This is a genomic window from Pseudophaeobacter sp. (genome assembly GCF_048267565.1).
In the GTDB taxonomy this organism is placed as follows: domain Bacteria; phylum Pseudomonadota; class Alphaproteobacteria; order Rhodobacterales; family Rhodobacteraceae; genus Pseudophaeobacter; species Pseudophaeobacter profundi.
Genome location: NZ_JBLWXG010000001.1, coordinates 307,712 through 334,363 on the forward strand (window position 1 = coordinate 307,712; position 26,652 = coordinate 334,363).

At 59.4% G+C, this 26,652-nt stretch carries 21 protein-coding genes; 9 read left to right on the forward strand and 12 right to left on the reverse strand.

The features are described 5' to 3' along the window. Positions 1-127: 127 nt before the first annotated feature. The 5 genes from ACN0VH_RS01510 to ACN0VH_RS01530 all read right to left on the reverse strand — a co-directional run bounded on the left by ACN0VH_RS01510 (position 128) and on the right by ACN0VH_RS01530 (position 5,906). A complete protein-coding gene (locus ACN0VH_RS01510) occupies positions 128-1,435 on the reverse strand; it encodes a pyruvate dehydrogenase complex dihydrolipoamide acetyltransferase (protein ID WP_417699244.1) in 1,308 nt (435 codons plus the stop codon). 14 nt (positions 1,436-1,449) lie between these two features. Then, a complete protein-coding gene (locus tag ACN0VH_RS01515) occupies positions 1,450-2,817 on the reverse strand; it encodes a pyruvate dehydrogenase complex E1 component subunit beta (protein WP_278921501.1) in 1,368 nt (455 codons plus the stop codon). A gap of 16 nt (positions 2,818-2,833) precedes the next feature. Continuing rightward, positions 2,834-3,823: a pyruvate dehydrogenase (acetyl-transferring) E1 component subunit alpha gene (gene pdhA / locus ACN0VH_RS01520; protein ID WP_232402347.1), complete on the reverse strand. Its 990-nt coding sequence runs from the start codon at positions 3,821-3,823 to the stop codon at positions 2,834-2,836. A 246-nt stretch (positions 3,824-4,069) separates the two neighbouring features. Next, on the reverse strand, positions 4,070-4,369 hold the full coding sequence (locus ACN0VH_RS01525; protein ID WP_278921502.1) for an FtsB family cell division protein: 300 nt from the start codon (positions 4,367-4,369) through the stop codon (positions 4,070-4,072). A 346-nt stretch (positions 4,370-4,715) separates the two neighbouring features. Next, complete coding sequence (locus ACN0VH_RS01530; RefSeq protein ID WP_417699247.1) at positions 4,716-5,906, reverse strand: phosphoglycerate kinase; 1,191 nt, start codon at positions 5,904-5,906, stop codon at positions 4,716-4,718. A gap of 137 nt (positions 5,907-6,043) precedes the next feature. Here ACN0VH_RS01530 and ACN0VH_RS01535 point away from each other — a divergent pair, with 137 nt between their 5' ends. Together ACN0VH_RS01535 and ACN0VH_RS01540 are read left to right on the forward strand one after the other, a co-directional pair. Further along, positions 6,044-6,550: a peptidylprolyl isomerase gene (locus tag ACN0VH_RS01535; RefSeq protein WP_232402354.1), complete on the forward strand. Its 507-nt coding sequence runs from the start codon at positions 6,044-6,046 to the stop codon at positions 6,548-6,550. Continuing rightward, positions 6,543-7,091, forward strand: a complete 549-nt coding sequence (locus ACN0VH_RS01540; RefSeq protein ID WP_417699250.1) for a peptidylprolyl isomerase — start codon at positions 6,543-6,545, stop codon at positions 7,089-7,091. Before ACN0VH_RS01535 ends, ACN0VH_RS01540 begins: the two co-directional genes overlap by 8 nt. A gap of 165 nt (positions 7,092-7,256) precedes the next feature. On the opposite strand, the gene ACN0VH_RS01545 is transcribed toward ACN0VH_RS01540, so the two are convergent. From ACN0VH_RS01545 to ACN0VH_RS01565, 5 genes are all read right to left on the reverse strand, one after another. Further along, entirely contained in the window at positions 7,257-8,705 is a 1,449-nt protein-coding gene (locus ACN0VH_RS01545; protein WP_417699252.1) for a calcium-binding protein, read from the reverse strand. Between the two features lie 192 nt (positions 8,706-8,897). Beyond that, entirely contained in the window at positions 8,898-9,458 is a 561-nt protein-coding gene (locus tag ACN0VH_RS01550) for a bactofilin family protein (RefSeq protein ID WP_278921506.1), read from the reverse strand. Further along, the gene (locus ACN0VH_RS01555) at positions 9,448-10,779 is read right to left on the reverse strand and encodes a M23 family metallopeptidase (RefSeq protein ID WP_278921507.1); all 1,332 of its coding nucleotides are present in this window, start codon (positions 10,777-10,779) and stop codon (positions 9,448-9,450) included. The genes ACN0VH_RS01550 and ACN0VH_RS01555 overlap by 11 nt, the downstream gene beginning before the upstream one ends. 226 nt (positions 10,780-11,005) lie before the next feature. Beyond that, on the reverse strand, positions 11,006-11,845 hold the full coding sequence (locus ACN0VH_RS01560) for a ferritin-like domain-containing protein (protein WP_278921508.1): 840 nt from the start codon (positions 11,843-11,845) through the stop codon (positions 11,006-11,008). A gap of 260 nt (positions 11,846-12,105) precedes the next feature. After that, the gene (locus ACN0VH_RS01565) at positions 12,106-12,567 is read right to left on the reverse strand and encodes a peroxiredoxin (protein WP_278921509.1); all 462 of its coding nucleotides are present in this window, start codon (positions 12,565-12,567) and stop codon (positions 12,106-12,108) included. A 135-nt stretch (positions 12,568-12,702) separates the two neighbouring features. Between ACN0VH_RS01565 and ACN0VH_RS01570 the strand changes: the two genes are divergently transcribed. The 4 genes from ACN0VH_RS01570 (at position 12,703) to ACN0VH_RS01585 (ending at position 19,379) form a co-directional block, all read left to right on the forward strand. After that, the gene (locus ACN0VH_RS01570; protein WP_417699255.1) at positions 12,703-16,044 is read left to right on the forward strand and encodes a YhdP family protein; all 3,342 of its coding nucleotides are present in this window, start codon (positions 12,703-12,705) and stop codon (positions 16,042-16,044) included. A gap of 74 nt (positions 16,045-16,118) precedes the next feature. After that, positions 16,119-17,189, forward strand: a complete 1,071-nt coding sequence (queA, locus tag ACN0VH_RS01575) for a tRNA preQ1(34) S-adenosylmethionine ribosyltransferase-isomerase QueA (protein WP_417699257.1) — start codon at positions 16,119-16,121, stop codon at positions 17,187-17,189. A gap of 194 nt (positions 17,190-17,383) precedes the next feature. Then, positions 17,384-18,658: an MFS transporter gene (locus ACN0VH_RS01580; RefSeq protein ID WP_278921512.1), complete on the forward strand. Its 1,275-nt coding sequence runs from the start codon at positions 17,384-17,386 to the stop codon at positions 18,656-18,658. Between the two features lie 139 nt (positions 18,659-18,797). Then, positions 18,798-19,379 (forward strand): DUF924 family protein, encoded by a 582-nt coding sequence (locus ACN0VH_RS01585; protein ID WP_278921513.1) that lies wholly within the window; start codon positions 18,798-18,800, stop codon positions 19,377-19,379. Positions 19,380-19,516: 137 nt separating this feature from the next. Here the strand turns inward: ACN0VH_RS01585 and ACN0VH_RS01590 are convergent, their stop codons facing one another. Continuing rightward, on the reverse strand, positions 19,517-19,948 hold the full coding sequence (locus tag ACN0VH_RS01590; RefSeq protein WP_417699260.1) for a hypothetical protein: 432 nt from the start codon (positions 19,946-19,948) through the stop codon (positions 19,517-19,519). Between the two features lie 228 nt (positions 19,949-20,176). Here ACN0VH_RS01590 and lpdA point away from each other — a divergent pair, with 228 nt between their 5' ends. The 3 genes from lpdA to uvrA all read left to right on the forward strand — a co-directional run bounded on the left by lpdA (position 20,177) and on the right by uvrA (position 26,101). Further along, complete coding sequence (gene lpdA / locus ACN0VH_RS01595) at positions 20,177-21,571, forward strand: dihydrolipoyl dehydrogenase (RefSeq protein WP_278921515.1); 1,395 nt, start codon at positions 20,177-20,179, stop codon at positions 21,569-21,571. A gap of 298 nt (positions 21,572-21,869) precedes the next feature. Further along, positions 21,870-23,048, forward strand: coding sequence for an MFS transporter (locus tag ACN0VH_RS01600; RefSeq protein ID WP_417699262.1), 1,179 nt, complete (start codon positions 21,870-21,872; stop codon positions 23,046-23,048). A 194-nt stretch (positions 23,049-23,242) separates the two neighbouring features. Continuing rightward, a complete protein-coding gene (gene uvrA, locus ACN0VH_RS01605; RefSeq protein WP_417699264.1) occupies positions 23,243-26,101 on the forward strand; it encodes an excinuclease ABC subunit UvrA in 2,859 nt (952 codons plus the stop codon). 63 nt (positions 26,102-26,164) lie between these two features. On the opposite strand, the gene ACN0VH_RS01610 is transcribed toward uvrA, so the two are convergent. Beyond that, on the reverse strand, positions 26,165-26,602 hold the full coding sequence (locus tag ACN0VH_RS01610) for an excinuclease ABC subunit A (RefSeq protein ID WP_417699265.1): 438 nt from the start codon (positions 26,600-26,602) through the stop codon (positions 26,165-26,167). Between the last annotated feature and the right edge of the window lie 50 nt (positions 26,603-26,652).

A 26,652-nucleotide genomic window follows, 5' to 3' on the forward strand; every position in this document is an offset into this window, starting at 1 on the left:
ACGCGAGAGCCTATCGGCTGGCTGTGAATGACCGCGATACGCTCTCGGCAGGCGATCAGTCAGCCATACAAGAAACCACCCGCAGGGCAGCCTGCGGGTGGTTTGTCTGTTGTACCTTTAAGGAGGGTCAGGCCAGCATGACCATCGGGTTTTCCAGGTTTTCGACAATTGCCTGTAGCAACTGGGCCCCCAGAGCACCGTCGATGACCCGGTGGTCAACCGACATGGTGACGCTCATCACCGTGGCGACCGTCAGTTCACCATCTGCACCAACAACGGGTTTCTTGGCGCCTGCGCCCACGGCAAGAATGCCGGCATGGGGCGGATTGACGATGGCGTCAAAGTTGTCGATGCCAAACATCCCGAGGTTGGAAATCGCAAAGCTGCCGCCTTGATATTCATGCGGGGCCAGCTTGCGATCACGGGCGCGGGTGGCGAGGTCTTTCATCTCGGCCGAGAGCGCCGAGAGGGATTTCATCTCGCTGTCCTGCAAGACAGGGGTGAACAAGCCGCCCTCGATCGCCACGGCCACAGCCACATCCGATGCCTTCATCTGAAGCACGCGATCGCCGGCCCAGACGGCATTGGCCTCGGGCACCGCCTGTAGCGCCAGCGCCACGGCCTTGATGATGAAGTCATTGACCGAAAGTTTGACGCCACGGGTTTCCAGCTGTTTGTTCAACTGGCTGCGGAATTTCAGCAGCGCGTCCAGCTGGATATCACGGCGCAGGTAGAAATGCGGCACGGTCTGCTTGGCCTCTGTCAGGCGCGCAGCGATGGTCTTGCGCATACCGTCGAGAGAAACCTCTTCATAGGCGCGCCCTTCATACATTCGGGCAACCATATCGGCAGAGGCACCGGTGGCGACAGCTGTGGCTGACGCGGCAGGGGCCTCCTTGGCGGCGGGGGCGGCTGACGATGTGGAGGCTGTGGCGGTTTCTACGTCGGCTTTGACGATGCGACCACGCGGGCCAGAGCCGCTGAGCTGTGCCAGATCAAGCCCCTTGTCGGCTGCGATACGCCGCGCCAGGGGGGACGCAAAGATGCGTGTACCATCTGCTGCGGCGGGGGCTGCCGGGGCAGGGGAAGCGGGCGCCGCAGCGCCCGCAGGGGCCGCTTTGTTACCCGCGTCGGCTGCGGGCGCAGCCTCTGCTGCCTTGGCCGGTGTCGCGCCAATATCATCGGCGCTTTCGCCCTCTTCCAGCAGCACTGCAATGGCCGTGTTGACTTTCACGCCTTCGGAGCCTTCGGCAATGAGGATCTTGCCAACAACACCTTCATCGACGGCTTCAAATTCCATGGTGGCCTTGTCCGTCTCGATTTCAGCAATGAGATCACCGGACGACACGGTATCGCCTTCTTTGACCAGCCATTTGGCCAGGGTGCCTTCCTCCATGGTGGGGGAGAGTGCGGGCATCAGGATTTCTGTGGGCATGCTTCTCGCGCTCCTTACCGGTAGGTCACTTGTTTCACGGCGGCGACCACTTCATCGGTGGTGATCAGCGCGTGGCGTTCCAGGTTTGCCGCATAGGGCATGGGCACATCCTTGCCGGTGCAGGTCACCACCGGCGCATCAAGGTAATCAAACGCCTGTTGCATCACTTCCGACGCGATATAGCTGCCGACAGAGCCCTGCGGCCAGCCTTCCTCGACGGTCACCAGACGATTGGTCTTCATGACAGATTTGATCACCGTGGGCAGATCCATCGGGCGCAGGGTGCGCAGGTCGATGACCTCGGCGCTGATACCTTCTTCCGCCAGCTTGTCCGCTGCTTCCAGGGCGTAGTGCATGCCGATCCCAAAGGAGACGATGGTGGCATCGGTGCCCTCACGCCAGATCCTAGCCTTGCCAAAGGGTACGGTGAAATCATCCATCTTTGGCACATCGAACGAACGCCCGTAGAGAATTTCATTCTCCAGGAAGATCACCGGGTTGGCATCGCGGATGGCGGTTTTCAGCAGGCCTTTGGCATCAGAGGCCGAATAGGGCATCACCACCTTGAGGCCAGGGATCTGCATATACCAGGCCGCATAGTCCTGGCTGTGCTGGGCCCCAACGCGGGCGGCTGCCCCATTGGGGCCACGAAACACCATGGGCGCGCCCATCTGACCGCCGGACATATACAATGTCTTGGCCGCAGAGTTGATGATCTGATCAATCGCCTGCATGGCAAAGTTGAAGGTCATGAACTCGACAATCGGGTTCAACCCGGCAAAGGCTGCGCCGGTGGCAATACCCGCAAACCCATGTTCGGTGATCGGCGTGTCGATGACCCGTTTGGGGCCGAATTCATCCAGCAGCCCCTGAGAGATCTTGTAAGCGCCTTCATATTCGGCGACTTCCTCGCCCATCAAAAAGACGTTTTCGTTGCCGCGCATTTCCTCGGCCATGGCATCGCGCAGGGCCTCGCGGACGGTGGTCTTGACAACCTCTGTGCCTTCCGGCCAGTCGGGGCTGGTGTCCACCTCGGGTTGCGATTTGGGCGCGGCAGCAGCGACGGCGGCTGCGGGCGCCGCAGGTGCCCCGGCCGTTGGCGCTTCTTCCTGCGCCGCAGGCGCGGCGTCCAGGCTCTCGCCCTCTTCGACCAGCATGGCGATGGGGGTGTTGACCTTTACCCCCTCAGAGCCATCGCTGATCAGGATCTTGCCAATGATCCCCTCGTCAACCGCCTCGAACTCCATGGTGGCCTTGTCGGTTTCGATCTCGGCCAGAATGTCACCAGAGCTGACAGTGTCACCCTCTTTGACCAGCCATTTGGCCAGGGTGCCCTCTTCCATGGTTGGCGACAGGGCGGGCATCAGAATTTCAGTTGCCATATCTAATTTCTTCCCCTCAGGCGTAAATATCGGTCCAGAGCTCATCAAGCGCTGGTTCCGGGCTGGTGCGGGCAAATTCAGCGGACTGGTTGACCACTTCCTTGATTTCCTTGTCGATCGCTTTCAGATCTTCCTCGCTGGCATGTTTGCCAGTCAGCAGCAGGTCGCGGACCTGTTCGATCGGGTCGCGTTCGCTGCGCATTTTCTGCACTTCCTCGCGGGTGCGGTACTTGGCAGGGTCGGACATGGAATGGCCACGATAGCGATAGGTCTTCACCTCCAGGATATAAGGCCCCTTGCCTGAGCGGCAGTGCCCGACCGCGCGTTCGCTGGCCTCTTTGACCGCCAGTACATCCATGCCGTCGACGGCTTCACCGGGGATGCCAAAGGCCGCGCCACGGGTGTAGATATCCGGTGTAGAGGTTGAGCGCGCCTGCGCGGTGCCCATGGCGTATTGGTTGTTTTCAATTACAAAAACCACTGGTAAATCCCAGATCGCGGCCATGTTGAAGGTCTCATAGACCTGGCCCTGGTTGGCAGCGCCATCGCCAAAATAGGTAAAGGTCACACGGCCGTTTTCTTTATACTTGTCGGCAAAGGCCAGACCAGCCCCCAGCGGCACTTGTGCCGCCACGATGCCGTGGCCACCGTAGAAATGTTTCTCTTTCGAGAACATGTGCATCGACCCGCCCTTGCCCTTGGAATAGCCGCCCTCACGGCCGGTCAGTTCGGCCATGACGCCATTCGGGTCCATGCCGCAGGCCAGCATATGACCGTGATCCCGATAGGAGGTGATGCGCTTGTCGCCGTCTTCTGCAGCAGCTTCCAGGCCGACAACGACGGCTTCCTGCCCGATGTAAAGGTGACAGAAGCCGCCGATCAGGCCCATGCCATAAAGCTGGCCTGCCTTTTCTTCGAATCGACGGATCAAAAGCATGTCACGATAATACTTGGTCAGTTCTTCGGCAGAAACGTTTGGTTTCTTTGTGCTTTTCCTAGCTGCCATCGGTGCGGGCTCCCCCTTTGAGGCTAGATAGTTTAGTGTTAAACTAATTCATAGTTCAAATTGGCGCAGCTGGCGAGACATTTTGTAACGACCGGTCAATTCAGCGCATGCGGGCTGAGTATTGGCCACAGGCCCCATCCGCCAGCTGCAACACTGGTATCCGTGGCGGCATGGTTGCACGACGGGCAGGCCGGTTCAACAGCCGGATGCAATGGCCTTTATGTCAGGCGTCTGTAACGGGTGAGATCAGCGAATGACGATTTCGTCAGACCGCAGCATACCCAGCACGGAGCGAGCCTGTTGATCCAGCAGATCAAGGTCCAGGTAGTTATCCGACAGCCGGTGGGTGAGGTTCTCTATTTCAGAGATTTCAAGGTTCAGGCGATCAAGATCCAGGCGAAGCCCATCGGCTTCGGCCTGGATCTCAACTCTTCTGAACAACCCGAAATCCCCCTGCACGGCGGCAAAGGTGAAATATGCGCTCAGCGCAAACGCAACGACAAAGAAGGTAAAGGAACCTATGGAAGGCGTGCTGCTTCGGGTCAATGGAAGTGCCTGTATGTTACTGCTCAAGTCTGTGTTGGGCCGGTTGTTCCTGCCTCTGCATTCATTATGGCACAAGTGATTCGGTTTGTGAATCCCCTTTTATCCACAAGGGGATAGAAAATTTTCCGTTAACGGTTTGTTAAGAGGTGGGGCGGCCAGCCCCGGATACGGGCTGGCCTGACCCTGTCCATCACGACAGAACATATCGCTACTGCCTGCCGTCAACCGCAGGCGAAGGGCCGTATTCAACAGCATGTTGGCATGTTGGCATGTTGGTAGGGGGGCAGGGCGGCGCAAGGGGGGCATGTCACGCAAGCGATGGCCCCGGCCCTTGCCCCACTTGGGCCTAGTTCTCCAGGGCTGCGACGCCGGGCAGCACCTTGCCTTCCATCCACTCCAGAAAGGCACCGCCCGCAGTGGAGATATAGGTGAAGTCTGCCGCTGCCCCAGAGGCATTCAGCGCGGCAACTGTATCGCCACCACCTGCCACAGCGACCAGGGCACCAGCCCGCGCCAGCTCAGCGGCCTTCAGCGCGGCGGCATTGGTTGCGGCATCAAAGGGCTCCAGCTCAAAGGCTCCCAGCGGGCCGTTCCAGATCAGGGTTTTGCTCTGCTCAAAAATCCCGGTGATGGTTTTGACGCTGTCGGGGCCTGCATCCAGGATCATGCCCGCTTCGGGGCATTGGTCCACCGGCAGGGTCTGATGTGGCGCATGGGTGGCAAATTTTTCAGCGACGACAATATCGCTGGGCAGGATGATCTTGCAGCCCTTGGCCTCGGCTTTGGCAAGAATTTGCAGCGCGGTCTCTGCCATCTGATGTTCGGCAAGCGAGTTGCCAACAGCAACGCCCTTGGCCACCAGGAATGTATTGGCCATGCCGCCGCCGATGATCAGATAATCCACCTTTTCCACCAGGTTGCCCAGAAGTTCCAGTTTGGTCGAGACCTTGGCCCCGCCAACCACGGCAGTGACAGGGCGCTTTGGCGCACCCAGGGCGCTTTCCAGTGCCTGCAGTTCCGCCTGCATGAGCCGCCCGGCACAGGCGGGTAGCAACCGCGCCAGCGCCTCGGTAGAGCTATGGGCGCGATGGGCGGCGGAAAAGGCATCGTTGCAATAGATATCCCCCAGCTCGGCCATGCCAGCGGCTAGCGCCGGGTCGTTCTTGGTCTCGCCGGGGTGAAATCGGGTGTTTTCCAGCAGCAGCACTTCACCGGGCTGCTGCGCCTTGACGGCCTCACGGGCGGCGGGACCGACGCAATCGGTGGCAAAATGCACCTTGGTTTCAAAGGCGCGCTCCAGCGTCGGCACCAGCTGGTTCAGGGACAAGCTGTCACGACGTTCGCCTGCCGGGCGGCCAAAATGCGCCAGCAGGATCGGGCGGCCTCCGGCGGCAAGAATGTCGCGCACGGTGGGGGCAATGCGGCGGATTCGGGTGGAATCGGTCACCACGCCATCAACCAATGGGACGTTGATGTCCACGCGCACCAACACGCCTTTGCCGGCCAGGTCCATGTCATCCAGTGTTTTCCAGCCCATGAGAGGCTCCTCTGTGCAGATATTCCGGGATTTTGCCCCGTTGTTTCAGCGCTTTTTAGCTGTCAGTCAATGCTCCCTTGGCAATTGCTGGCACTCGGCTTAACTATCGTTGCAAATTTTACCGACAGGAGGGCCCCATGGCCGAGATCAAAGATCCAGAAAACACCGTCATCGTCGAGCTGAAAGACGGCAATGTTGTCATCGAACTGCTGGCGGACGTGGCCCCAAAACATGCCGCACGCATGAAGGAACTGGCCCGCGCCGGTGAATATGACAATGTCTGCTTCCACCGTGTTATCGATGGTTTCATGGCGCAGACCGGCGATGTTGCACATGGCGATATGGAAGATGGGTTCAACCTGCGCATGGCGGGCACCGGTGGGTCCGAGCACCCGAATCTGCCGGCCGAATTTTCCAGCCTGCCGCATGACCGTGGCACCCTGGGGGCTGCCCGTTCCGCAAACCCGGATTCGGCCAACTCGCAGTTCTTCATCAACTTCAAGGACAATCATTTCCTCAACGGTCAGTATACCGTCTATGGCCGGGTGATCGAGGGTATGGAGCACGTCGACGCCATCACCAAGGGAGAGCCACCCGCGAATCCTGATCGCATGATCAGCGTCAAGGTGGCTGCCGATGTTTAAGCTGGCCGCGGTTTTTTCCCTGGTTGCCAGCTCGGCGCTGGCCTCGGGGCTGGAAATTCAGATCGAGGGCGAAGGTGCCAACGGTCTGGTGAAGATCGACCTGTTTGAAGACGTCGCCCCCAAACATGTGGAGCAGATCACCGCGCTGGCCTCTGAGGGCAAGTATGATGGCGTGGTGTTCCACCGTGTTATCGATGGCTTTATGGCGCAGACCGGTGATGTCCAGTTTGGCAAGATGGGCGGCGATATGGGCCGCGCCGGCATGGGCGGGTCCGATCGTCCTGATCTGCCTGCCGAGTTTTCGGATCGCCCCTTTGATCGCGGCGTTGTTGGCATGGCGCGCTCGCAGAACCCCAATAGCGCCAATTCGCAGTTCTTCATCATGTTCAAGCCGGGTCATTTCCTCAACGGTCAATACACCGTTGTCGGCACCGTGACCGAGGGCATGGATATTGTCGATGCGATCAAGCTGGGCGCAGGCGCCAATGGTGCCGTTGTCGGCAAGCCCGATGTGATGGTGAAAGTGACCGCCACCGAGTGATGGCAAAACCACCGGCCCCGCCCTGTGTCTAGCTAGGGCAGGTGGTGTACAGTGACAAAGCCGCGCCAGGATTTCCTTGGCGCGGCTTTGCTTTTGGTGGCCACCGTCAGCCCAGCCATCCCCAGCGCGGACCATCGGCAATGGGGTAGGCCTGTCAGGCCAGGATCACAATAGAAAGTTATCGGCGTCTTGCAGCTGCGCCAGGGTCATGTCTTCAACCAGGATTGTCACATCAGAGAAAGAGACAAGAACGTCATCGCCCTGCTGTGCAAAATCCAACTGCTTGAACCAAGAGGCACCGCGGCCGATGACAATCTTGTCCTGGCCAAGTTCAAAGTCGGAAATTGTGTCATTCCCATGCCCGCTGCGGAAGATAAAGAAATCAGCGCCAGAATCGCCAGTCAGCAGATCATCGCCGAGATCGCCGTTCAGCGTATCATTGCCGCTGCCGCCAAAGAGCTGATCCTGACCATCGCCGCCAACAAGCACATCGTTGTCACTGCCGCCGAACAACCAGTCATCCCCCTGGTCGCCAAATAACGTGTCCTTGCCGCTGCCAGCCAAGAGCCGGTCGGCGCCTTCGTTTCCGAACAGCTTGTCATTGCCCGTGCCGGCTTGAATCCGGTCGTTGCCATAGCCGCCTTTCAGGGTGTCGTTACCATTGCCCCCCCAGAGCTTATCCCGGCCGCCGCCACCATTGAGTAAATCACTGCCGGAACCGGCCTTCAGTTGGTCAGCCCCCTGGCCGCCAAACAGCCTGTCCTTGCCGCCGCCGCCCAGCAGCCAGTCGTGGCCATCGCCGCCATCGAGGGAATCGTCGCCTTCATTCCCAAACAACACATCATTGCCCCGGCCGCCTGCTAGGGTGTCGTGGCCATTACCGCCAATCAATTGGTCAGCGCCATCATCGCCATGCAACAGATCCGCACCGCTGCCCCCCATGATCGTGTCATCGCCGGTACCGCCGGATACGGTATCTTTGCCTTCCCCGGCAAAGATGAGATCGTCGGCGGTCTGCGATTGCTGATCTCCGGTCAGGGTGTTCGCATAGGAGGTACCAGCTTGAACAGCAACGGTTTTGTCCTGGAACTGCAACAGCTCAACCGAATGGAGCACATCAACGCCATCAGCGGAATCCACCTGGATCAGTGATCCCACCTGCGAGATATCTGCGTCAGCATATCTGTCGGCAATAACAACCTGGTCTGTGCCCGTGCCGCCGTCGATGCTGTCATTGCCTGTGCCGGCGTCGATGGTATCATTGCCGCCATAGGTTCTAAAAACACTGCCCGTCATCATGTTGGAGATGATGCTATCGTGCCCATAAAGCATGGAGCTGCTGCCCAGTGAATCCAGCTGCGTGAAGCGAAGGTGAAAATCAGAGATAGTGTATTTGGTCGCGCCGTATTCGCTTACATAAATCGTGCTAAAGGTCCAAAGGTAGTAGCTGCTTGAGGAAAAGTTTCCCCGCAGCGTCATCGCCGCGCCGTTGCTGCCGGTGATGATCAGCGTGGTTGAGCTTCGGTAAGCCAGGACGGGGTTGGCAAAATCATCGTTGTTGAGAAAATCTGCGGTCCAAGTGCCGCTAGGGTCATTGATGACGAACTTTGTCATACCTGTAATTTCCAAGTTTCAAAAATTAACGTTAAATTATCGGGACCTTTTTAACACCTGGGTAGATGATGTAAAGACCAGGTGCTGCCTTGGGTTGTGCTGTCGCAGGCAAGCAAAAAGGCACCGAAGAGAGCTTCGGTGCCTTTGATAACTTGATATCGTCTCTTGCGTCAGAGCTGGTCGCGCGTCGGCTTAGCCTTCGGCTTTGGCGGCGCTTGTGGCGGCCTTGACAGCGGCAGATGGTGCGGCGTGCGCGGCAGCTGGCGCTGCAGCGGTGCCTGCGGGCATTGCTTTTTTGCCACCGGGGGTCAGCGGGTCATCCTGACGTTGGACCGAGCCCTCAAAATGGGCGCCGCTTTCAATTGCGATGGTCTTGTGGATGATGTCGCCTTCGACGCGGGCAGTGGCAGTCAGACGTACCTTCAGGCCACGGACACGGCCAACGACGCGGCCATTGACCACAACGTCATCGGCAACAACTTCGCCCTTGATGGTGGCGGTTTCGCCAACTGTCAGCAAATGGGCGCGGATATCACCTTCGACGGTGCCTTCAACCTGGATATCGCCAGAGGTTTTCAGGTTGCCTGCGATATGCAGATCCGAGCTGAGCAGCGACGCAGGCGGTTTTGCCTTTGGTGCTGCCGGCTTGTAATCGCCGGAGGGCGCAGCAGGCGCGGCAGCCGCTGGTGCAGCTGTTGGGGTCGCCTCGGCCTGCTTTGGTCCGGGCTCGTTGATTTTGCTCTTAGAAAACATTTCTTGCAGCCTTGATATAGATCATCGGGTTTACGGGTTTGCCATTGACCCTAACCTCATAGTGGAGGTGGGTCCCGGTGGACCGTCCGGTGTTACCCATATCAGCAATGTGATCCCCGCGCGAGACCCTTTGGCCCACCTTGACGCGCAGATTTGAGTTATGAGCGTATTTCGTCTCAATCCCAAAGGCATGCTGAATGGTAACAAGTTTGCCATAGCCGGATTGCCAGCCTGCGTGGGTGACTGTGCCATCGGCTGTGGCGTAGATATCTGTGCCGGTTTTTCCAGCAAAATCAGATCCTTTGTGCAGGCGGCGGCCACCGGTCTTGGGGTCGCGGCGGTAGCCAAAGCCGGAAGACCGGCGCACCAGTCCCAAATTCACCGGATTGGCAAAGGGGGCCTGCTGGGCCGCCATGCGATAGAGGTTCAACTGGTCCAACTGATCAAGAATCTTGTTGGCGCGCAGCTCTTCCGCGGAGGGTTCTTCACCGCGGGTGGACAGGGCTAAAGGGGCAAGCGGACCGCCCTGACCGCTATAGCCACGCCGGACTTGCTCCAGAATGCGATCTGGTGGCATGCCTGCGTTTTTGAACATCTTGTCCAAAGGGGTTACAGAGACGGTCACCGCCTCTTCCAATTGGCGGAAAATCTGGTCGTTGCGCTCGTTGAGAAGCTCCAGCTCCAGCTCTATTTCGTCGCGCTGTTCCAGGGCGGCCTTGGCATCGGCTTCGATCTGGTCGCGCTCATTGGCGGTTTCGGACAGCACCGTCGACAGGAAATCCATCTGCAAAGGTGTGGCACCTGCCATCAGAGGTGCGGCGCCCTCTGCCTCGGCATTCTGGCGCAGGGCTGCCAGTTCGGCGCGGCTGTTGTCGCGCTGGGTCATGGTCTGGCGCAGGGTGGTTTGGATCACTTCGATCCCGGTTTCCAATTCCTGGCGCCGGGTTTCAGAGGTGAGCAGTTCCGACTGCATCAGCGAGATCTGCGCCAGCGCCGCGTTAAAGCGTTCTTGCGCTGCGAGGGCCTCTTCGGCGCGGCTGTCTCGTTCGCCTGAAATATCATTCAACCGGGCGCGATAGGTCATTTGATCGCGCTTGGCCTGTTCGCGGAAATTGCCCGACCCGATACTGTCCATCAAGACGATAGCTGTGGCGACAATTGACCAGGCGACAAACAGGACCATGCCAAGGGTGGCAATCAGCTGGGTTTCCGGTCGAAGCCGCACGAAGCGGGTATCTGCATCCGATTTCAAAAACACCCGGCGTTCCGGAAACCAATGTTCCAGAAACGAGTGTATCTTTATAGCCAGACGTGTGCGCACGCGCTGATCCTTGTTCCATCCCAATTGAGCCAGAGCGACCGTCATCCCCGTGCGGTTGCTCTGTGGGCGAAATCTTTAGCCATCACCGAGGTGTTGAGCAAGGGTGATGGGGGAATTCCGCCACTGCGCTGCACCTGCCGATCCCTAGGCACAGTATTGCGCCGCCTTTAGGCGGATTACCGCCAGTAAGCCGTGGGGCAGACCTCGGAAAGCAAAGCCCGCGGTATCAGATGCCGGAAATCGGCTTCACCTGATCGGCCAGCGGCCAGTAGAAATCAGGCGGGAGACCGGCATCTGCGCGCTTTTCCTCGTTGAAAGGCGGCTTTAGCGGGCTGTGGAAGTAGCGCTTCACCAGATCGTGAAAAACGCCTTTCGGGTCCAGGTTGTCGCGGCCACACAGAAAGTAGAACCATTTGGAGCCATAGGCCACATGGCTGACTTCTTCGGAATAGATCACCTCCAGCGCCTCTACCGCCTGGGTCAGCTTGGCCTGGCGAAAGATCTTGATCATGCCGGGGGTCACATCCAGTCCGCGCGCTTCCAGCACCATGGGCACTACCGCAAGGCGGGCCATCAGATCCTCGGCGGTGTCTTCGGCGGCTTTCCACATGCCCTGGTGGGCCGGCAGCGCACCATAGTGGCTGCCCAGGTTTTCCAGGCAATCGCACATCAGGCCAAAATGTTTTGATTCTTCGTCCGCCGCCTTCACCCAGTCATCAAAGAAGCCAATCGGCAAAGGCACATGGGAAAAGCGTGCAATGATGTCCCAGTGCAGATCAACCGCGTTCAACTCGATATGGGCAACCGCATGCAGCAGCGCAATCCGGCCGGCCTCGCTGCCGGGTTTGCGTTTGGGCACATCGCGCGGGCTGAGCAATTCCGGCCGGTCCGGCCGGGCGGGATGCAGCGGAGGCGTGGCGGTGCCAATCTCTATAGTGCAGGGGGTGTGGCTGCGCGCGTCGCGCCAGGCGGCGGCATGGCGCCGCGACAGGGCGGTCTTTTCCTTGCCATCGGCGGTGGTCAGCACCTGGGTGGCCATCTGAGCGAGGCTGAGCGGAGCAGTCATGCGGGATCCTTACAGAGAACCGGAGGGAAAGGTAGGCAAGATCAGGGGCCCTCCAAAGCGAAGGCTTCAGAACCCCCATCACCTGATCAGCCCCTGCCATTTCCGCAGCCCCGTCGCAAGATAAATAGCCGTCTCGCCAAAGGGGCCCCTCGGCGATTTATCTGGCTTTGTGGCCGCAAAAATGGCTGATCGGGGCCAGGTGACGGGCGGCTCCGAAGCGAAGCTTGGACCGGCAGCCGCAGCCCCGGTTGCAGGGCGGATTACAAGGCCTTGGCGGCGGCAAGCACCTCTTCGACATGGCCGTCGACTTTGACCTTGCGCCAGACGCGGGCGATTTTGCCTTCGGCGTCGATTAGAAAGGTCGAGCGCTCGATGCCCCAGTGTTTTTTGCCGTACATGTTTTTTTCTTTCCAGACGCCGTAGTCTTCGCAGGTGCTGTGATCGGCATCCGACAACAATGGTGTGGTCAGCGCGTGTTTGGCGATGAATTTTTCATGTTTGGAAATCGGATCCTTGGAAATGCCAAACACCTGGGCGCCAGCATCGGCAAAGGCTTGCAGATGGGCCGAAAAGCCGATGGATTCTTTGGTACAGCCCGGCGTATCATCGCGGGGGTAGAAAAACAGAACAACCACCGAGCCTTGCATCTGCGCAAGAGAGCATTCGCCGCCGCCATCGCGGGGCAGGGTGAAAAGCGGGGCCGGATCATGAGCGTCGAGCATTTTGTTTGTCTCCAAAACGGGTTGGCAGGGTCTTCCTGTCACAAATAGGCCATCACGGGCAAAGGATAAACAGCGATCGAACCAGAGGCGGAAAACACCGACCTTGGCACGCCGGATGCGTCGCAAGTGACGAAAGTGACCCAGAGGCAGGCTGCGCAACGGCGCCGCTGGCACTGGCAGCTGTTGCGGTGGACTATTCGGCTGGTTGTGGTCCTGTGTTTTCTGGCTGCGGGGGCGATCTATTTTGGCGTCGGCACCAAGATGCAGGCCCCGAATTGGCTGCGCCAACGGGTCGAGGCCCGGCTGGAACAGAGCCTGAATGGACTGCAGCTGGAGTTTGGCGAGCTCAACTTTGTGGTCAATCACGGTTGGCGGCCCCGGTTGGGCCTGCGCGACGTGGTTCTGCGCGGCGCGGACGGCGGCCCTATTCTGCAGCTGGCGGATGCCGAAATTTCCATTGCCATGCGGCCGCTTCTTCGGGCACGACTGCGGCCAAAGCGGATATATTTCAATGGATTATATGCCAGTCTGCGGCGTGAAACGGATAGTATCGCGCTGAGTTTCGCCGAAGGGGGGTCGCCACTGCGCCAGGCGGAGAGCCTGCCGCAACTGATTGAACAATGGGACAGCCAGTTCCAGCTGCCGCAGCTTTCTGCCTTGGTCGATGTGACAATCGAAGGCGTGACGCTGCGCTATGAGGATGCCCGGCTTGGCCGCGTCTGGATCATGGATGGCGGCCAGGTGGGGTTTGAACGGCAGGATGAGACCCTGACCATTTCGGCCGGCTTTTCGGTGCTGAGCGGTCGCCAGGATGTTGGGGTGGTCGAGGCCAGCTATACTTCGGAGATTGGCGAAGTTGCGGCCCAGTTTGGAATTTTGGTCAGTGATATTGCCAGCGAGGATATTGCGGTGCAGGCGCCGGCGCTTGGCTGGTTGCAGGTGCTGCGCGCGGCGATTTCGGGCTCGCTGCGTGGTGGTGTTGATGCGGACGGCGGGCTGCTGCCGCTTTCGGCGATCTTGCAGATTGGCGAGGGGGTTATCCAGCCTTCGCCGCAGACACTGCCGATTCCGATTCACGGGGCGCATAGCTATTTCACCTATTACCCGCAGGACCAGCGCTTGCAGTTTGACGAGCTGAAGGTCAGCAGCGGCTGGGGCTCTGGCACCATGGAGGGGCAGGCCGATCTTGCGGGGATACGCGATGGGCGGCTGACCGATCTAGTGGGGCAACTGCACTTTCGCGACCTGACCCTGAACCCAGCCGGGCTTTACCCGACGCCGCAGGTCTTTGCCGGGGTAACGGCTGATTTCCACCTGCAACCTGCGCCTTTTCGCTTTCAGCTGGGCGAAATGCTGGTGGAGCACGAGGGCCGTCAGATCCACCTGAATGGTGATATCAAGACCGGAGAGGAAGGCTGGGACTATGCCCTGAACGCGCAGTCAGATCTGCTGGATCTGGCCCAGGTGAAATCGCTCTGGCCCGCTGGGGCAGCGGAAAAACCGCGGCGCTGGGTGTTGCAGAATGTGGCGAAGGCGCAGGCGCAGGCGGTGAACTTTGCCCTGCGGGGCAAGGGGCGGGACAGGCCCTTTGTGGCGCTGGAAGCGAATTTTGCCGGGGCAGAGGTCAAGTTTCAGAAACATTTGCCGCCGGTACAGGATGCGGCGGGGCATTTCAGCCTCTATGGCAACCGGATGGTCATCGTCGCCCGCAAAGGCACGGTGACGGCGGATCAAGGCGGCTCTGTCTCGGTGGCGGGGACCTCTTTCATTATTCCGGATACGACGGTCAAGGACGGCACGCCGGGGATTGCGCGAGTGGTGGCGCAGGGCTCGGTCACGGCGGGGCTGTCGCTGCTGAACCGGCCGCCGCTGGCCATTATGGACAAGGCCGAATTGCCGGTCGATCTGGCGGCGGGGCAGATCAATGTCGTGGGCACCCTGGCCTTGCCGCTGAAGCGGAAGGTGGCCCCGGAGGAGATTACCTATCACTACACCGGGGTGGTTCGCGATGTGCGCAGTACCGTGCTGGTGCCCGGACAAGAGGTCGCCGCGCAGCGTCTGGAGTTGCGCGGCGATCAGGGGCAGGTGTCGCTATCGGGGGCAGGCAGGCTTTCGGGGGTGCCGCTGACAGCCCATTGGCAACAGGCCGTGGGCAAGGATGTCAGCCGCGCCAGCCAGGTCACTGGCCGGGTTGAGATCAGCGCCGCTGCGCTTGCGACCTTTGAAATCGGTTTGCCCGATGGCACCGTTGCCGGGCAGGGACAGGGAGACTACCAACTGGATCTGGCCCCGGATCAGCCACCCAAGCTGCAGCTGTCGTCGGATCTGGCCGGGCTTGATCTGCGGATCGCGCCGATCAGCTGGCGCAAGGCGCCGCCGACGACGGGCAGGCTAGATCTGGAGGCGACACTGTCAACACCGGCCAAGGTGGACCGGCTGTCGCTCTCTGCGCCGGGGCTGACGGCGCAGGGCCAGGTCAGCGTTACGCCAGGCGGCGGGCTGGACCGTGCCAGCTTCTCTTCGGTGACTGTGGGCAACTGGCTGCAGGGGGCGGTGCAGTTTGTCGGACGAAACAATGGCCAGGCAGATCTGCAGATGACGGGGGGGACGCTGGACCTGCAAAAGGCACCGTTTTCTGCAGAAAGCGGCAGCAGCTCTGGCGGCGGCGCGTCAACTGGCCCGATCACCATGCGGCTGGATCGGTTGCAGGTCACCGAGAGCATCGCCCTCACCGGGTTTGAGGGGCGGTTTTCTACCAATGGCGGGTTCAACGGCCAATTCACCGGGCGGCTCAACGGGGCACCGACGGTTTCGGGGGTGGTGGTGCCACAGGGCGGGGGCATCGCAATGCGCCTCCGGTCAAAAGATGCCGGCGGGGTGTTTCAAGCGGCGGGTATTCTGCGCCATGGCCGGGGTGGCAGTTTTGACATGACCCTGGTGCCAGCCTCGGTTGCGGGCGAATATGACGGCGAGATCAAGATCCAGAATACCCGGATCAAGAACGCGCCATCAATGGCCGCCCTGTTGAATGCGATCAGTGTGATTGGCCTGCTGGATGAGCTTTCCGGCGGGGGGATCCTGTTCACCGGGGTCGAGGCTAAGTTCCGCTTGGGGTCCACCCATCTGACCCTGCATGAGAGCAGCGCCGTCGGCCCGTCCATGGGGATCTCGATGGATGGGATCTATGATCTGCGCAATGGTGCGCTGGATATGCGCGGGGTGATTTCGCCGATCTATCTGATCAATGCCATCGGGCGCGTGGTGGCGCGCAAGGGCGAGGGGTTGTTTGGCTTTGCCTTCAAGCTGAAAGGCAGCGCGGATGACCCGAGTGTCAGTGTCAATCCGCTGTCCGCCCTGGCCCCGGGGATTGTCCGGGACATTTTTCGCGGCAAGGCGCCGACAGTGCCGGGGGCTCCGGTGGAAGAACGCGCGCCAGATCCACCGCATCGCCCCAGCAACAGCGGTGGTGAACGCTAGGCCGGTGGAATTTTCTGGGCTCGGCGCAGATCTGGGCCATGGTCAAGGCGTGTGAAACCTCGTAAAGGGGCGCCATGAAACTGAGCGATTTTGACTTTGACCTGCCTGAAGATCTGATAGCCACCCGCCCGGCAAGCCCGCGCAGCGCGGCCCGCTTGCTGGTGGCCACGCCAAACCAGTTGCAGGATGCACATGTTGGCGACCTTGTCGATCTATTGCAGAGCGGCGATCGGCTGGTGTTGAATGACACCCGCGTCATCCCGGCGCGGTTATCAGGTCTGCGCCACCGAGACACCGCACAGGGCAAGACCGCTGCCAAGATCGAGGTGACCCTGCTGGATCCCAAGCCGGATGGCGGTTGGTCAGCGCTGCTCAAACCCTTGAAAAAGATCAAACCGGGCGAAGAGCTGGTATTTTCCGATTCCCTGACGGCAGAGTTGGTGCGGGTCGAAGACGGCCAGGGGGTGCTGCAGTTCAATCTGACAGGGGATGATTTTGATCAGGCGCTGAACGCGGCTGGTGCCATGCCCTTGCCGCCCTATATCGCCGCCAAACGCGCAGCCGATGACCGGGATAAAGAGGATTACCAGACGATCTGGGCCCGGCATGCGGGCGCGGTGGCTGCGCCAACCGCTTCTTTGCATTTTGATGCCCCGCTGCTGGCGCATCTGGCGGCCAAGGGCGTCACCTTTACCTATGTGACGCTGCATGTGGGGGCGGGCACCTTTCTGCCGGTCAAGGTCGAGGATGTGACCCGCCACAAGATGCACGCGGAATGGGGCCGTGTCAGCCCCGAGGCCGCGACCGAGATTGCTGCCACCAAGGCAGCCGGGGGGCGTGTCATTCCGGTAGGGACCACGGCGCTGCGGCTGATCGAAAGTGCCGCGCGTTCTGGCGAGATTGCTGCCTGGGAGGGGGAGACCGACATCTTTATCTATCCCGGTTTCACCTTTCATGTGGCCGATGCGCTGATGACGAATTTTCACCTGCCAAAATCGACGCTGTTGATGCTGATCTCTGCCTTGATGGGGGCAGAGAGGGTGCGCGAAATCTATGATCACGCAGTGAAAAATCGTTATCGTTTCTTTTCTTATGGCGACGGGTCGCTTTTGCTGCCGCAAAAGACGAATACGTCGCAGAATTAGCGCTAATCTTGCTAGACAAGCCTAGGCAGTATGCGTTCTGATCCCGCCGAGGGTTCTGGCGTGCGAAACCAATCCTGAACATAGAATAGTACCTCTGCCAGTCAGGGGGCTTTGGGTCAGAAATAACAGGCGGGCTGAGGCTGCTGGACCATTGTGGCCTGCGGTTTGTTCTCGTCGGTAAAGGAGTTACCGAGATGCTGCAGGTTTTGTCGAGCGCATGGGCGCTGCTGTTGGGCATGGGCATGCTGATGATTGGCAATGGCATGCAGGGCACCATCCTGGGTGTGCGCGGCGCCATGGAAGGCTTTTCCACCCTGCAGATGTCCTTTGTGATGTCCGCCTATTTTGTCGGCTTTCTGGGGGGCTCGCGTCTGGCGCCTGAAATGATCCGCCGGGTTGGCCATGTGCGGGTCTTTGCGGCGCTGGCCTCGCTGATTTCGGCAGTAATGATCCTGTATCCGGCGGTGGCCAATCCCATTGCCTGGATGCTGGGCCGCGCCCTGATCGGGTTTTGCTTTTCGGGTGTGTATGTCACGGCGGAAAGCTGGCTGAACAATGCGGCGGACAATGCCAACCGGGGCAAGGCGCTGTCTCTTTATATGATTGTGCAGACGGTTGGCATCGTGACGGCCCAGGCGCTGATGTTGGTGGGGGATCCGGCAGGCTATGAAACTTTCGTGATTGCCTCGGTGGTGATCTCGGTTTCTTTTGCGCCGATTTTGCTGTCGATCTCGCCCACGCCGGCCTTTGACACCACCAAACCGATGTCCCTGCGTGCCCTGATGAAGGTTTCACCGCTGGGCTGTGTGGGGATGTTCCTGCTGGGGGGCGTATTCTCGGCGCAATTCGGCATGAGCGCGGTCTACGCCGCCGAGGCTGGGTTAAGCCTGACGCAAATCTCGGTCTTTATCGCCACCTTTTATATTGGGGCGATTGTGCTGCAATATCCGCTGGGCTGGATGTCTGACTGGATGGATCGCCGGATTCTTGTTCTGGCGGCTTCGGCTCTGGGGGGGGGCGCTGCGCTTATGGGGGTGGTCATGGGCGGCGAGTACAGCTTTTTGCTTGTTGCCGCCTTCTTTATTGGCGGTATGTCCAACCCGCTTTATTCGCTGTTGATCGCCCATACCAATGACTATCTGGAGCACGACGATATGGCGGCGGCCTCGGGCGGGCTGGTCTTTATCAACGGGCTGGGGGCCATTGCCGGGCCGGTGATCACGGGCTGGATCATGAGCGATGCGATTTTTGGCCCTCCGGGATATTTCCTGTTCATGGCGGTCTTGCTGGGGGCGCTGGCATGCTACGCGCTGTACCGTACCACGCAGCGTGCCGCGATTCCTTCGGATGAAACCGGGATCATGGCGCCGATGTCGCTGACGGGTTCTCCTGTTGCGGTGGAATTCGCACAGGAATATGCCATCGAAACCGACATAGAGGAGCAAGAAGCCGCCACCGAGGCGGGGTGATTGCGCTAACCTTTTGGGTTTGTGAGTAATATTTCAACAAATGGCCCTGTGTGTTACAATTAGTGACCCAGGGTCACTTGCAAATCACCCGTAAAATGGTCTGAAGTTATCCTCAGTATTAATACGTGGAGATGGCACAATGCAGGGCCCGGAAGATATCCTCAAATTCTGGTTGGATGAGGTTGGTGAAGACGGCTGGTATCTGAGCGATGAAGCCTTGGACGACACTATTCGAGAGCGGTTCAAAGACACCTGGGAGGCGGGCTGCAGCGGCCGGTTCTCTCTCTGGCTGACCTATCCGACCGGTGCCCTCGCCTATATCATCTTGATGGATCAGTTTCCGCGCAACATGTTCCGTGGTTCCAAAGAGGCGTTCCATTCCGATCGTAGGGCGCTTTGCGCTGCCAAGAATGCGATCAATCGCAAATGGGATATGAAGATCGACGAACCCGCGCGCCAGTTTTTCTATATGCCCCTGATGCATTCGGAAAATCTCTGTGATCAGGAACGCTGCGTGCGCCTGATGAAAGAGCGGATGCCACAGACGGGTGCGAACAACATGCTGCATGCGCGGGCGCACCGCGAAGTGATCCGTCTGTTTGGGCGCTTTCCCTTCCGCAACGCGGCCCTGTCGCGCCACAGCACGTCCCCCGAAATCGATTATGAGAGCGCAGGCGGCTACGGCTCTATCGTGCGAGAGCTGCAGGAAACAGCCAGCTGAACCAGGGTCAGCGCCCGGTGAGGCTGGTGTCTTTCCGGGCGGACGTTTTGCTACCGAGGTGCCGCGCGCAGGCGGTTCGCCTTCCTGCTTGTGCTATTCCAGCCTGTTCCGTTCCAGCCTGTCACATTCTTGCCAATCTAGTTCTCGTCACTCTGGCCTTCGTCAGCTTGGGCGCCGCCTTGTGGCAACCAACGAGACAGCTCCTCAGACAGGTCCTGTACGGCGGTCTCAACCGCGATTCTGACCACTTCACCGGGCAATTGTTTCAGCGACTGGATTTCCAGTTTCAGCGCCGTCAGCTCTTCTTGTAGCTGGGCAAGCCTGATCGGCATTTCGCTGCTGTCGGGGGTATCGGCCTGGGAAATTGCCGCCGAGAGGGAGGCGAATTCTTCCGTCATTGCCTGGGCCTGGCTGTGCAATGGCCGAAGGTTGCTGCTGATATCGCTCAGCCGCTGGCTAACCTGTGCAACGGAAGATGATAGCTGCCAGCCAAGAAACAGGCAAAGCGCCAGCAGCAGCAGCGTTGCATTCAGCAGTGCCTTCAACAGATCGAAAACTACCTTTGCCATGGCCTGGCCCCTTGCGATTCTAACGGAATTTACGGGTGGTCTCACGGCGGATGGGACCCTATGCTTTCCCCAATGTCAAAAGCTGCGAGCCAGATCTGGGCCTTTTCCTGTGCGATGTAGCATGGTTGAACTGCCATTCGACGGCACCATACTGAGGGTTTGCAGTTTCTTGAAAAGTAGTTTAACGCTGAACTAGTTTGTTTTTGATCCTTTTGTCGAGGGAAGACCATGGCCGCACAAACCTATGACGTGATCGTAATTGGCGCCGGTCCGGGCGGCTATGTCGCCGCTATCCGGGCTGCACAGCTGGGGCTGAAAACAGCCATTGTGGAACGTGAAAACCTCGGTGGTATCTGTTTGAACTGGGGCTGTATCCCGACCAAGGCGCTGCTGCGCTCCTCTGAAGTGTATCACCTGATGGAGCGGGCCAAGGAATTCGGTCTTGGTGCCGAGAATATCACCTATGATCTGGACGCGGTGGTGAAACGGTCGCGCGGGGTGGCCAAGCAGCTGTCCTCTGGCATTGGCCATCTGATGAAAAAGAACAAGATTACCGTGATCATGGGCGAGGCCACTGTGCCGGCCAAGGGCCGCGTCAGCGTCAAGACCGACAAGGATGTGCAAGAGCTGCAAGCCAAGAATATCATCCTGGCCACCGGCGCACGGGCACGCGAACTGCCCGGTTTGGAAGGCGATGGCGATCTGGTCTGGACCTACCGCGACGCGCTGGTGCCGCCGCGGATGCCAAAGAAACTTCTGGTGATTGGATCCGGCGCAATTGGCATCGAATTTGCCAGCTTCTACAACACGCTAGGTGCCGATACCACGGTGGTTGAAGTGATGGACCGGGTGTTGCCAGTCGAAGATGCCGAGATTTCCGCCTTTGCTAAGAAAGCCTTTGTCAAACAGGGCATGAAGATCATGGAGAAGGCCATGGTCAAGCAGCTGGATCGCGGCAAGGGCAAAGTGACCGCCCATATCGAGACCGGCGGCAAGGTCGAAAAGATGGAGTTCGACACCGTGATTTCAGCGGTGGGCATCGTCGGTAATGTCGAAGGTCTTGGCCTTGAGGCGCTTGGCGTCAAGATTGATCGCACCCATGTGGTGACGGATGCCTATTGCCGCACCGGGGTTGACGGGCTCTATGCCATTGGCGATATCGCCGGTGCCCCTTGGTTGGCGCATAAGGCCAGCCACGAAGGCGTTATGGTGGCGGATCTGATCGCAGGCAAGCATGCCCATCCCGTCAAACCCGAAAGCATCGCAGGCTGCACCTATTGCCAGCCGCAGGTGGCCAGTGTCGGCTATACAGAGGCCAAGGCCAAGGAACTGGGCTATGACATCAAGGTTGGCCGCTTTCCCTTTATCGGCAATGGCAAGGCCATCGCCTTGGGAGAGGCAGAAGGGCTGGTCAAAACCGTATTTGACGCCAAGACCGGAGAGCTGCTTGGCGCGCATATGGTGGGGGCTGAAGTCACCGAGCTGATCCAGGGCTATGTGGTGGGCCGCCAGTTGGAAACCACTGAAGAAGACCTGATGAACACGGTCTTCCCGCATCCCACCCTAAGCGAAATGATGCACGAAAGCGTGCTTGAGGCCTTTGACCGGGCCATCCATATCTAAGGTCCATCCATATATCAGGGGGCGTCAGCGGGTGCTGCACGGGCCGCCCTGTGTTTCTGGCCGCGTTATAGTGATAGCGGCGCAAGGCCTGCCCCCACGACTGGGGCGGGCCTTGTTCTTTCTGGCTGCAATCATATCCGTGGGGCGACACGCGCCACGCGCGCGCATCGGCCCTGCCAATACTGCCCTGCCATGTTGCAATCGAGATATTTCGCAACTGGCACTTGCAAATTTCCCGGTCTAAGACTGGTCGGGAAAGACGCGGGCATCTGCCGCTTTCGCGTCGCAAGGGGGCCGGATGGAAGTGCAGACAATAACACGCTGGCCTTTGGTTGTTGCGGTCTGGGCGGCTGGTCTGGGCGTTGCGGCGCAATATGGCAAGATCAGTGTGATCTTTGACCGAATGGCAGAACTCTACCCCGATGTGGGGGCAGGGATCAGCTTTTCGGTGTCCTTTGTCGGTATCGTCGGCATTGTCCTTGGCCTGGTGGCGGGGCTGTTTGTCAGCTCGATCGGCTATCGGCGCAGCCTGGTCTGGGCGCTGTGGCTGGGGGCCGCGATGTCGGCCCTGCAGGCGCTGCATCTGCCTTACGGGCTGTTTCTTTTCTCTCGGCTGATCGAAGGGCTGTCACATCTTGGCGTTGTGGTGGCGGGGCCAACGCTGATGGCAGCGATCAGTACGCCGCATCACCGCGGTTTTGTCATGTCCTTGTGGAGCACATTTTTCTCCGTCTCCTTTTCCCTGTTGATCTGGTTTGGTCTGCCGCTGGTGGCGCGCTTTGGGTTGGTTTCCCTTTTTGTTGCCCATGCCCTAGTGATGGCGGGGCTGGCCCTGTGGCTAAGCCGCGCGATGCGTGATGTGCCAGTGCCACCACGCCAGCCTTTTCCAGCACTTATGGCGCTGCCACGGTTGCATCTGCCGGTGTATCGTTCTGCCTGGCAGGTGGCGCCTGCGGCGGGCTGGCTCTTTTATACCTGCTGTTTTGTCGCCATCTTGACGGTGATACCGCCCTATATCCCGCCAGAGCAGCGCGCTGCTGTGCTGATGGCGATGCCGCTGGCCAGCATTGCAACCTCAATGACGCTGGGGGTCTATCTGATGCGCCTGATGACTGCGGTGAAGGTGGCCCAGTTGGGGTTTCTGCTGGCGGCGGGCGGGGTGATCTGGCTGGGGAGCGCGCCGGGGGATCCGCTGGCCTGCCTGGCGCTGTCGGCGGCGTTGGGGCTGGTGCAGGGGGGCTCTTTTGCGGCTGTCCCGCAGTTGAACGAAAGCGATGAAGACCGCGCCCAATCCAATGGGGCCATGGCCCAGGCGGGCAATCTGGGCAATTCCATCGGTACGCCGCTGATGGTTCTGGCGCTGTCCCTTGCCGGGGTGCCGGGCCTGATCGCCGTGTTGCTGGTGCTGCTCTTGGGCGGCTTCCTGGTGCATCAGATCCTGGCCTGGCGGCGCAGCGCTGCCGTTGGGGCGATTTGACCGCGATATTTCGCGCGCGCAGCTGGGGCGGTTAGGGCAGGGCACCATATTTGGCGGGCCTGCTGCCAAAACTCGGCATATGTTCCTTTAATGTTCTCATTTTCCTGTTGGAGTCTTGCGCCGCATTGCCTATCTGTAGGGCGAAGGCTGGCGTGGCAGATTTGCGCGACCAGGGTATTGGGCACGAGGGCACTATGGCTGAGTTGAAATCCATCGAGGTACGCGGCGCACGCGAACATAATCTCAAGAATATCGATGTGGATATTCCGCGTGATGAACTGGTGGTGATCACCGGCCTGTCGGGATCGGGAAAATCCTCGCTTGCCTTTGATACCATCTATGCCGAAGGCCAGCGCCGCTATGTCGAAAGCCTGTCGGCCTATGCGCGACAGTTCCTGGATATGATGGAAAAGCCCGATGTGGACCATATCAGCGGGCTGTCCCCAGCGATTTCGATTGAGCAAAAGACCACCTCCAAAAACCCGCGCTCCACCGTCGGTACCGTGACCGAGATCTACGATTATCTGCGCCTGTTGTTTGCGCGTGCCGGCACCCCCTATAGTCCGGCCACCGGCGAGCCGATCGAGGCCCAGCAGGTGCAGGACATGGTAGACCGGGTGATGACGCTAGAGGAGGGGACACGGGGCTTCCTGCTTGCGCCTATCGTGCGTGATCGCAAGGGGGAGTATAAGAAAGAGTTCCTGGAGCTGCGCAAGCAGGGCTTTCAGCGGGTCAAGGTGGACGGAGAATTCTACGAGCTGGACGAGCCACCAACCCTGGATAAGAAATTTCGTCACGATATCGATGTGGTGGTCGACCGGCTTGTGGTACGTGAAGGCCTGGAGACCCGGCTGGCGGATTCCCTGCGCACCGCGCTGGATCTGGCCGATGGCATCGCCATTCTGGAAACCGCCCCACGAGAGGGTGAGCCAGAACGGATTACCTTCAGTGAAAACTTTGCCTGCCCGGTCAGTGGCTTCACCATCCCCGAGATCGAACCGCGGCTGTTTTCCTTCAATGCCCCCTTTGGCGCCTGTTCTGTCTGTGACGGGCTGGGGATGGAGCTGTTCTTTGATGAACGTCTGGTGGTACCGGACCAAAGCCTGAAGATCTATGACGGTGCCCTCGCCCCCTGGCGCAAGGGCAAATCGCCTTATTTTCTGCAGACCATCGAATCCATCGCCAAACACTATGAATTTGACAAGAATACCCAGTGGAAAGACCTGTCGCCCAAGGTTCAGCAGGTGTTCCTGCGCGGCTCTGGCGCGGAAGAAATCCCGTTCCGCTATGACGAAGGGGGCCGGGTTTATGAGGTCACCCGCGTTTTTGAGGGCGTCATTCCCAATATGGAACGGCGCTACCGGGAAACCGATAGCAACTGGATCCGCGAAGAATTTGAACGCTACCAGAACAACCGCCCCTGTGGCGCCTGCGCGGGCTACCGCCTGCGCGAAGAGGCGCTGGCGGTCAAGATCGCCGGGCTGCATGTGGGGCAGGTGGTGCAGAAATCCATCCGCGAGGCCCTGGCCTGGATCGAAGATGTGCCCAACCACCTGAGCAAGCAAAAGCAGGAAATCGCCCGCGCTATTGTCAAAGAGATCCGCGAGCGCCTTGGCTTTCTCAACAACGTCGGGTTGGAATACCTGACCCTGTCGCGGGCCAGTGGCACCCTGTCGGGGGGCGAAAGCCAGCGGATCCGACTGGCCAGCCAGATTGGCTCGGGCCTGACAGGGGTGCTTTATGTGCTGGATGAGCCCTCGATCGGCTTGCATCAACGCGACAATGACCGCCTGATAACCACCCTGAAAAACCTGCGCGATCAGGGCAATACGGTTATCGTGGTGGAACATGACGAAGACATGATCCGCCAGGCGGATTACGTTTTTGATATTGGCCCCGGCGCTGGGGTGCATGGCGGGCAAGTGGTTAGCCATGGCACCGCCGCCGAGGTGACCGCTGATCCGAATTCCATCACCGGGCAGTATCTGGCAGGGGTGCGCGAAATCCCGGTTCCGGCCAAGCGGCGCAAGGGTAACAAGAAAAAGCTGAAGGTGGTCAAGGCCAGTGGCAACAACCTGAAAGATGTCACCGCTGAATTCCCCCTGGGCAAGTTTCTTTGTGTGACGGGGGTGTCGGGCGGTGGGAAATCGACCCTGACGATTGAAACCCTGTTCAAAACCGCCTCTATGCGGCTCAATGGTGCCCGCCAGACCCCGGCGCCCTGCGAAAGCATCAAGGGGTTGGAGCATCTGGACAAGGTGATCGACATCGACCAGCGCGCCATTGGCCGCACGCCACGGTCAAACCCGGCCACCTATACCGGCGCCTTTACCCCGATCCGCGATTGGTTTGCCGGTCTGCCAGAGGCAAAGACGCGTGGCTATAAACCGGGGCGCTTCAGCTTTAACGTCAAGGGCGGCCGCTGCGAGGCCTGCCAGGGGGATGGGGTCATCAAGATCGAGATGCATTTCCTGCCGGATGTCTATGTGGAATGCGAAACCTGCAAGGGCGCGCGCTACAACCGGGAAACGCTAGAGGTGCGTTTCAAGGGGAAGAGCATTGCAGATGTGCTTGATATGACAGTTGAAGAGGCGCAGACCTTCTTTCAGGCGGTGCCCTCTATTCGTGACAAGATGGATGCGCTGATGCGTGTTGGCCTTGGGTATATCAAGGTTGGCCAACAGGCCACCACCCTGTCTGGGGGTGAGGCGCAGCGGGTGAAACTGTCGAAAGAGCTGTCAAAACGATCTACCGGCCGGACGCTCTATATTCTGGATGAACCGACAACGGGGCTGCATTTTGAAGATGTGAAAAAGCTGCTGGAGGTGCTGCATGAACTGGTTGATCAGGGCAATTCCGTGGTGGTGATCGAACACAATCTGGATGTGATCAAAACTGCCGATTGGATCATTGATATCGGCCCCGAGGGCGGCGACGGCGGCGGCGAAATTGTCGCGGTTGGCACGCCGGAAACGGTTGCAAAAGAACCGCGTAGCCACACGGGCCATTATCTCAAGGATGTGCTGTCCGCTAAGAAACTGGCGGCTGAATAGCGACGACTGGCCGGGAATGCCCCGGCCAGACCCCGTGGCTTTTTCTGAGAAAATTATGTAAATTCAGCCTTCTGGTGCTCTTTGTGAATGGCTTTGCAGCAGAATTGGCAGCACAAAGAGCGCCAGGAATACAGTGTTGGGCACCACATTGAACCAAGCCCCAACCATGACAGAGCCAAAGCTGTCGGGCAGGTACCATGTCCAGACACCGATAAGGATAATGCGCCCGCCAGTGGCCGGGTCTTGGGGGTAGATATCTTGCACAATGCGCCAGACTATCGCACCAAGGCCAACCATCAACCCGCCGGTGATTGCAGCTAGAACACGGCCGCTGTCGCTCGTCAGGGTTTGCTGCCCATCCAGCGGGTAATGGACCAGATCGAAGAAGATATCAAAAACCCCCCGCAGCGGTGTGATCAGTGCCAATACCAGGGCCAGCCCAAAACACACCGAGCCGATAGCCGCGAGTTTGAGCAAGCGTATTGTTGTTTCCTGTGTCATCGCGTCTCTCCAAATGGGATGGTTGGATGGTGACCGGGCCCTTGACGTGA

Bases quoted from the DNA above. Each gene is read 5' to 3' on its own strand.
- ACN0VH_RS01510 (WP_417699244.1), bottom strand. From the start codon at position 1,435: ATGCCCACAGAAATCCTGATGCCCGCACTCTCCCCCACCATGGAGGAA.
- ACN0VH_RS01515 (WP_278921501.1), bottom strand. From the start codon at position 2,817: ATGGCAACTGAAATTCTGATGCCCGCCCTGTCGCCAACCATGGAAGAG.
- pdhA (WP_232402347.1), bottom strand. From the start codon at position 3,823: ATGGCAGCTAGGAAAAGCACAAAGAAACCAAACGTTTCTGCCGAAGAA.
- ACN0VH_RS01530 (WP_417699247.1), bottom strand. From the start codon at position 5,906: ATGGGCTGGAAAACACTGGATGACATGGACCTGGCCGGCAAAGGCGTG.
- ACN0VH_RS01535 (WP_232402354.1), top strand. From the start codon at position 6,044: ATGGCCGAGATCAAAGATCCAGAAAACACCGTCATCGTCGAGCTGAAA.
- ACN0VH_RS01540 (WP_417699250.1), top strand. From the start codon at position 6,543: ATGTTTAAGCTGGCCGCGGTTTTTTCCCTGGTTGCCAGCTCGGCGCTG.
- ACN0VH_RS01545 (WP_417699252.1), bottom strand. From the start codon at position 8,705: ATGACAAAGTTCGTCATCAATGACCCTAGCGGCACTTGGACCGCAGAT.
- ACN0VH_RS01550 (WP_278921506.1), bottom strand. From the start codon at position 9,458: ATGTTTTCTAAGAGCAAAATCAACGAGCCCGGACCAAAGCAGGCCGAG.
- ACN0VH_RS01560 (WP_278921508.1), bottom strand. From the start codon at position 11,845: ATGACTGCTCCGCTCAGCCTCGCTCAGATGGCCACCCAGGTGCTGACC.
- ACN0VH_RS01565 (WP_278921509.1), bottom strand. From the start codon at position 12,567: ATGCTCGACGCTCATGATCCGGCCCCGCTTTTCACCCTGCCCCGCGAT.
- queA (WP_417699257.1), top strand. From the start codon at position 16,119: ATGAAACTGAGCGATTTTGACTTTGACCTGCCTGAAGATCTGATAGCC.
- ACN0VH_RS01580 (WP_278921512.1), top strand. From the start codon at position 17,384: ATGCTGCAGGTTTTGTCGAGCGCATGGGCGCTGCTGTTGGGCATGGGC.
- ACN0VH_RS01585 (WP_278921513.1), top strand. From the start codon at position 18,798: ATGCAGGGCCCGGAAGATATCCTCAAATTCTGGTTGGATGAGGTTGGT.
- ACN0VH_RS01590 (WP_417699260.1), bottom strand. From the start codon at position 19,948: ATGGCAAAGGTAGTTTTCGATCTGTTGAAGGCACTGCTGAATGCAACG.
- lpdA (WP_278921515.1), top strand. From the start codon at position 20,177: ATGGCCGCACAAACCTATGACGTGATCGTAATTGGCGCCGGTCCGGGC.
- ACN0VH_RS01600 (WP_417699262.1), top strand. From the start codon at position 21,870: ATGGAAGTGCAGACAATAACACGCTGGCCTTTGGTTGTTGCGGTCTGG.
- uvrA (WP_417699264.1), top strand. From the start codon at position 23,243: ATGGCTGAGTTGAAATCCATCGAGGTACGCGGCGCACGCGAACATAAT.
- ACN0VH_RS01610 (WP_417699265.1), bottom strand. From the start codon at position 26,602: ATGACACAGGAAACAACAATACGCTTGCTCAAACTCGCGGCTATCGGC.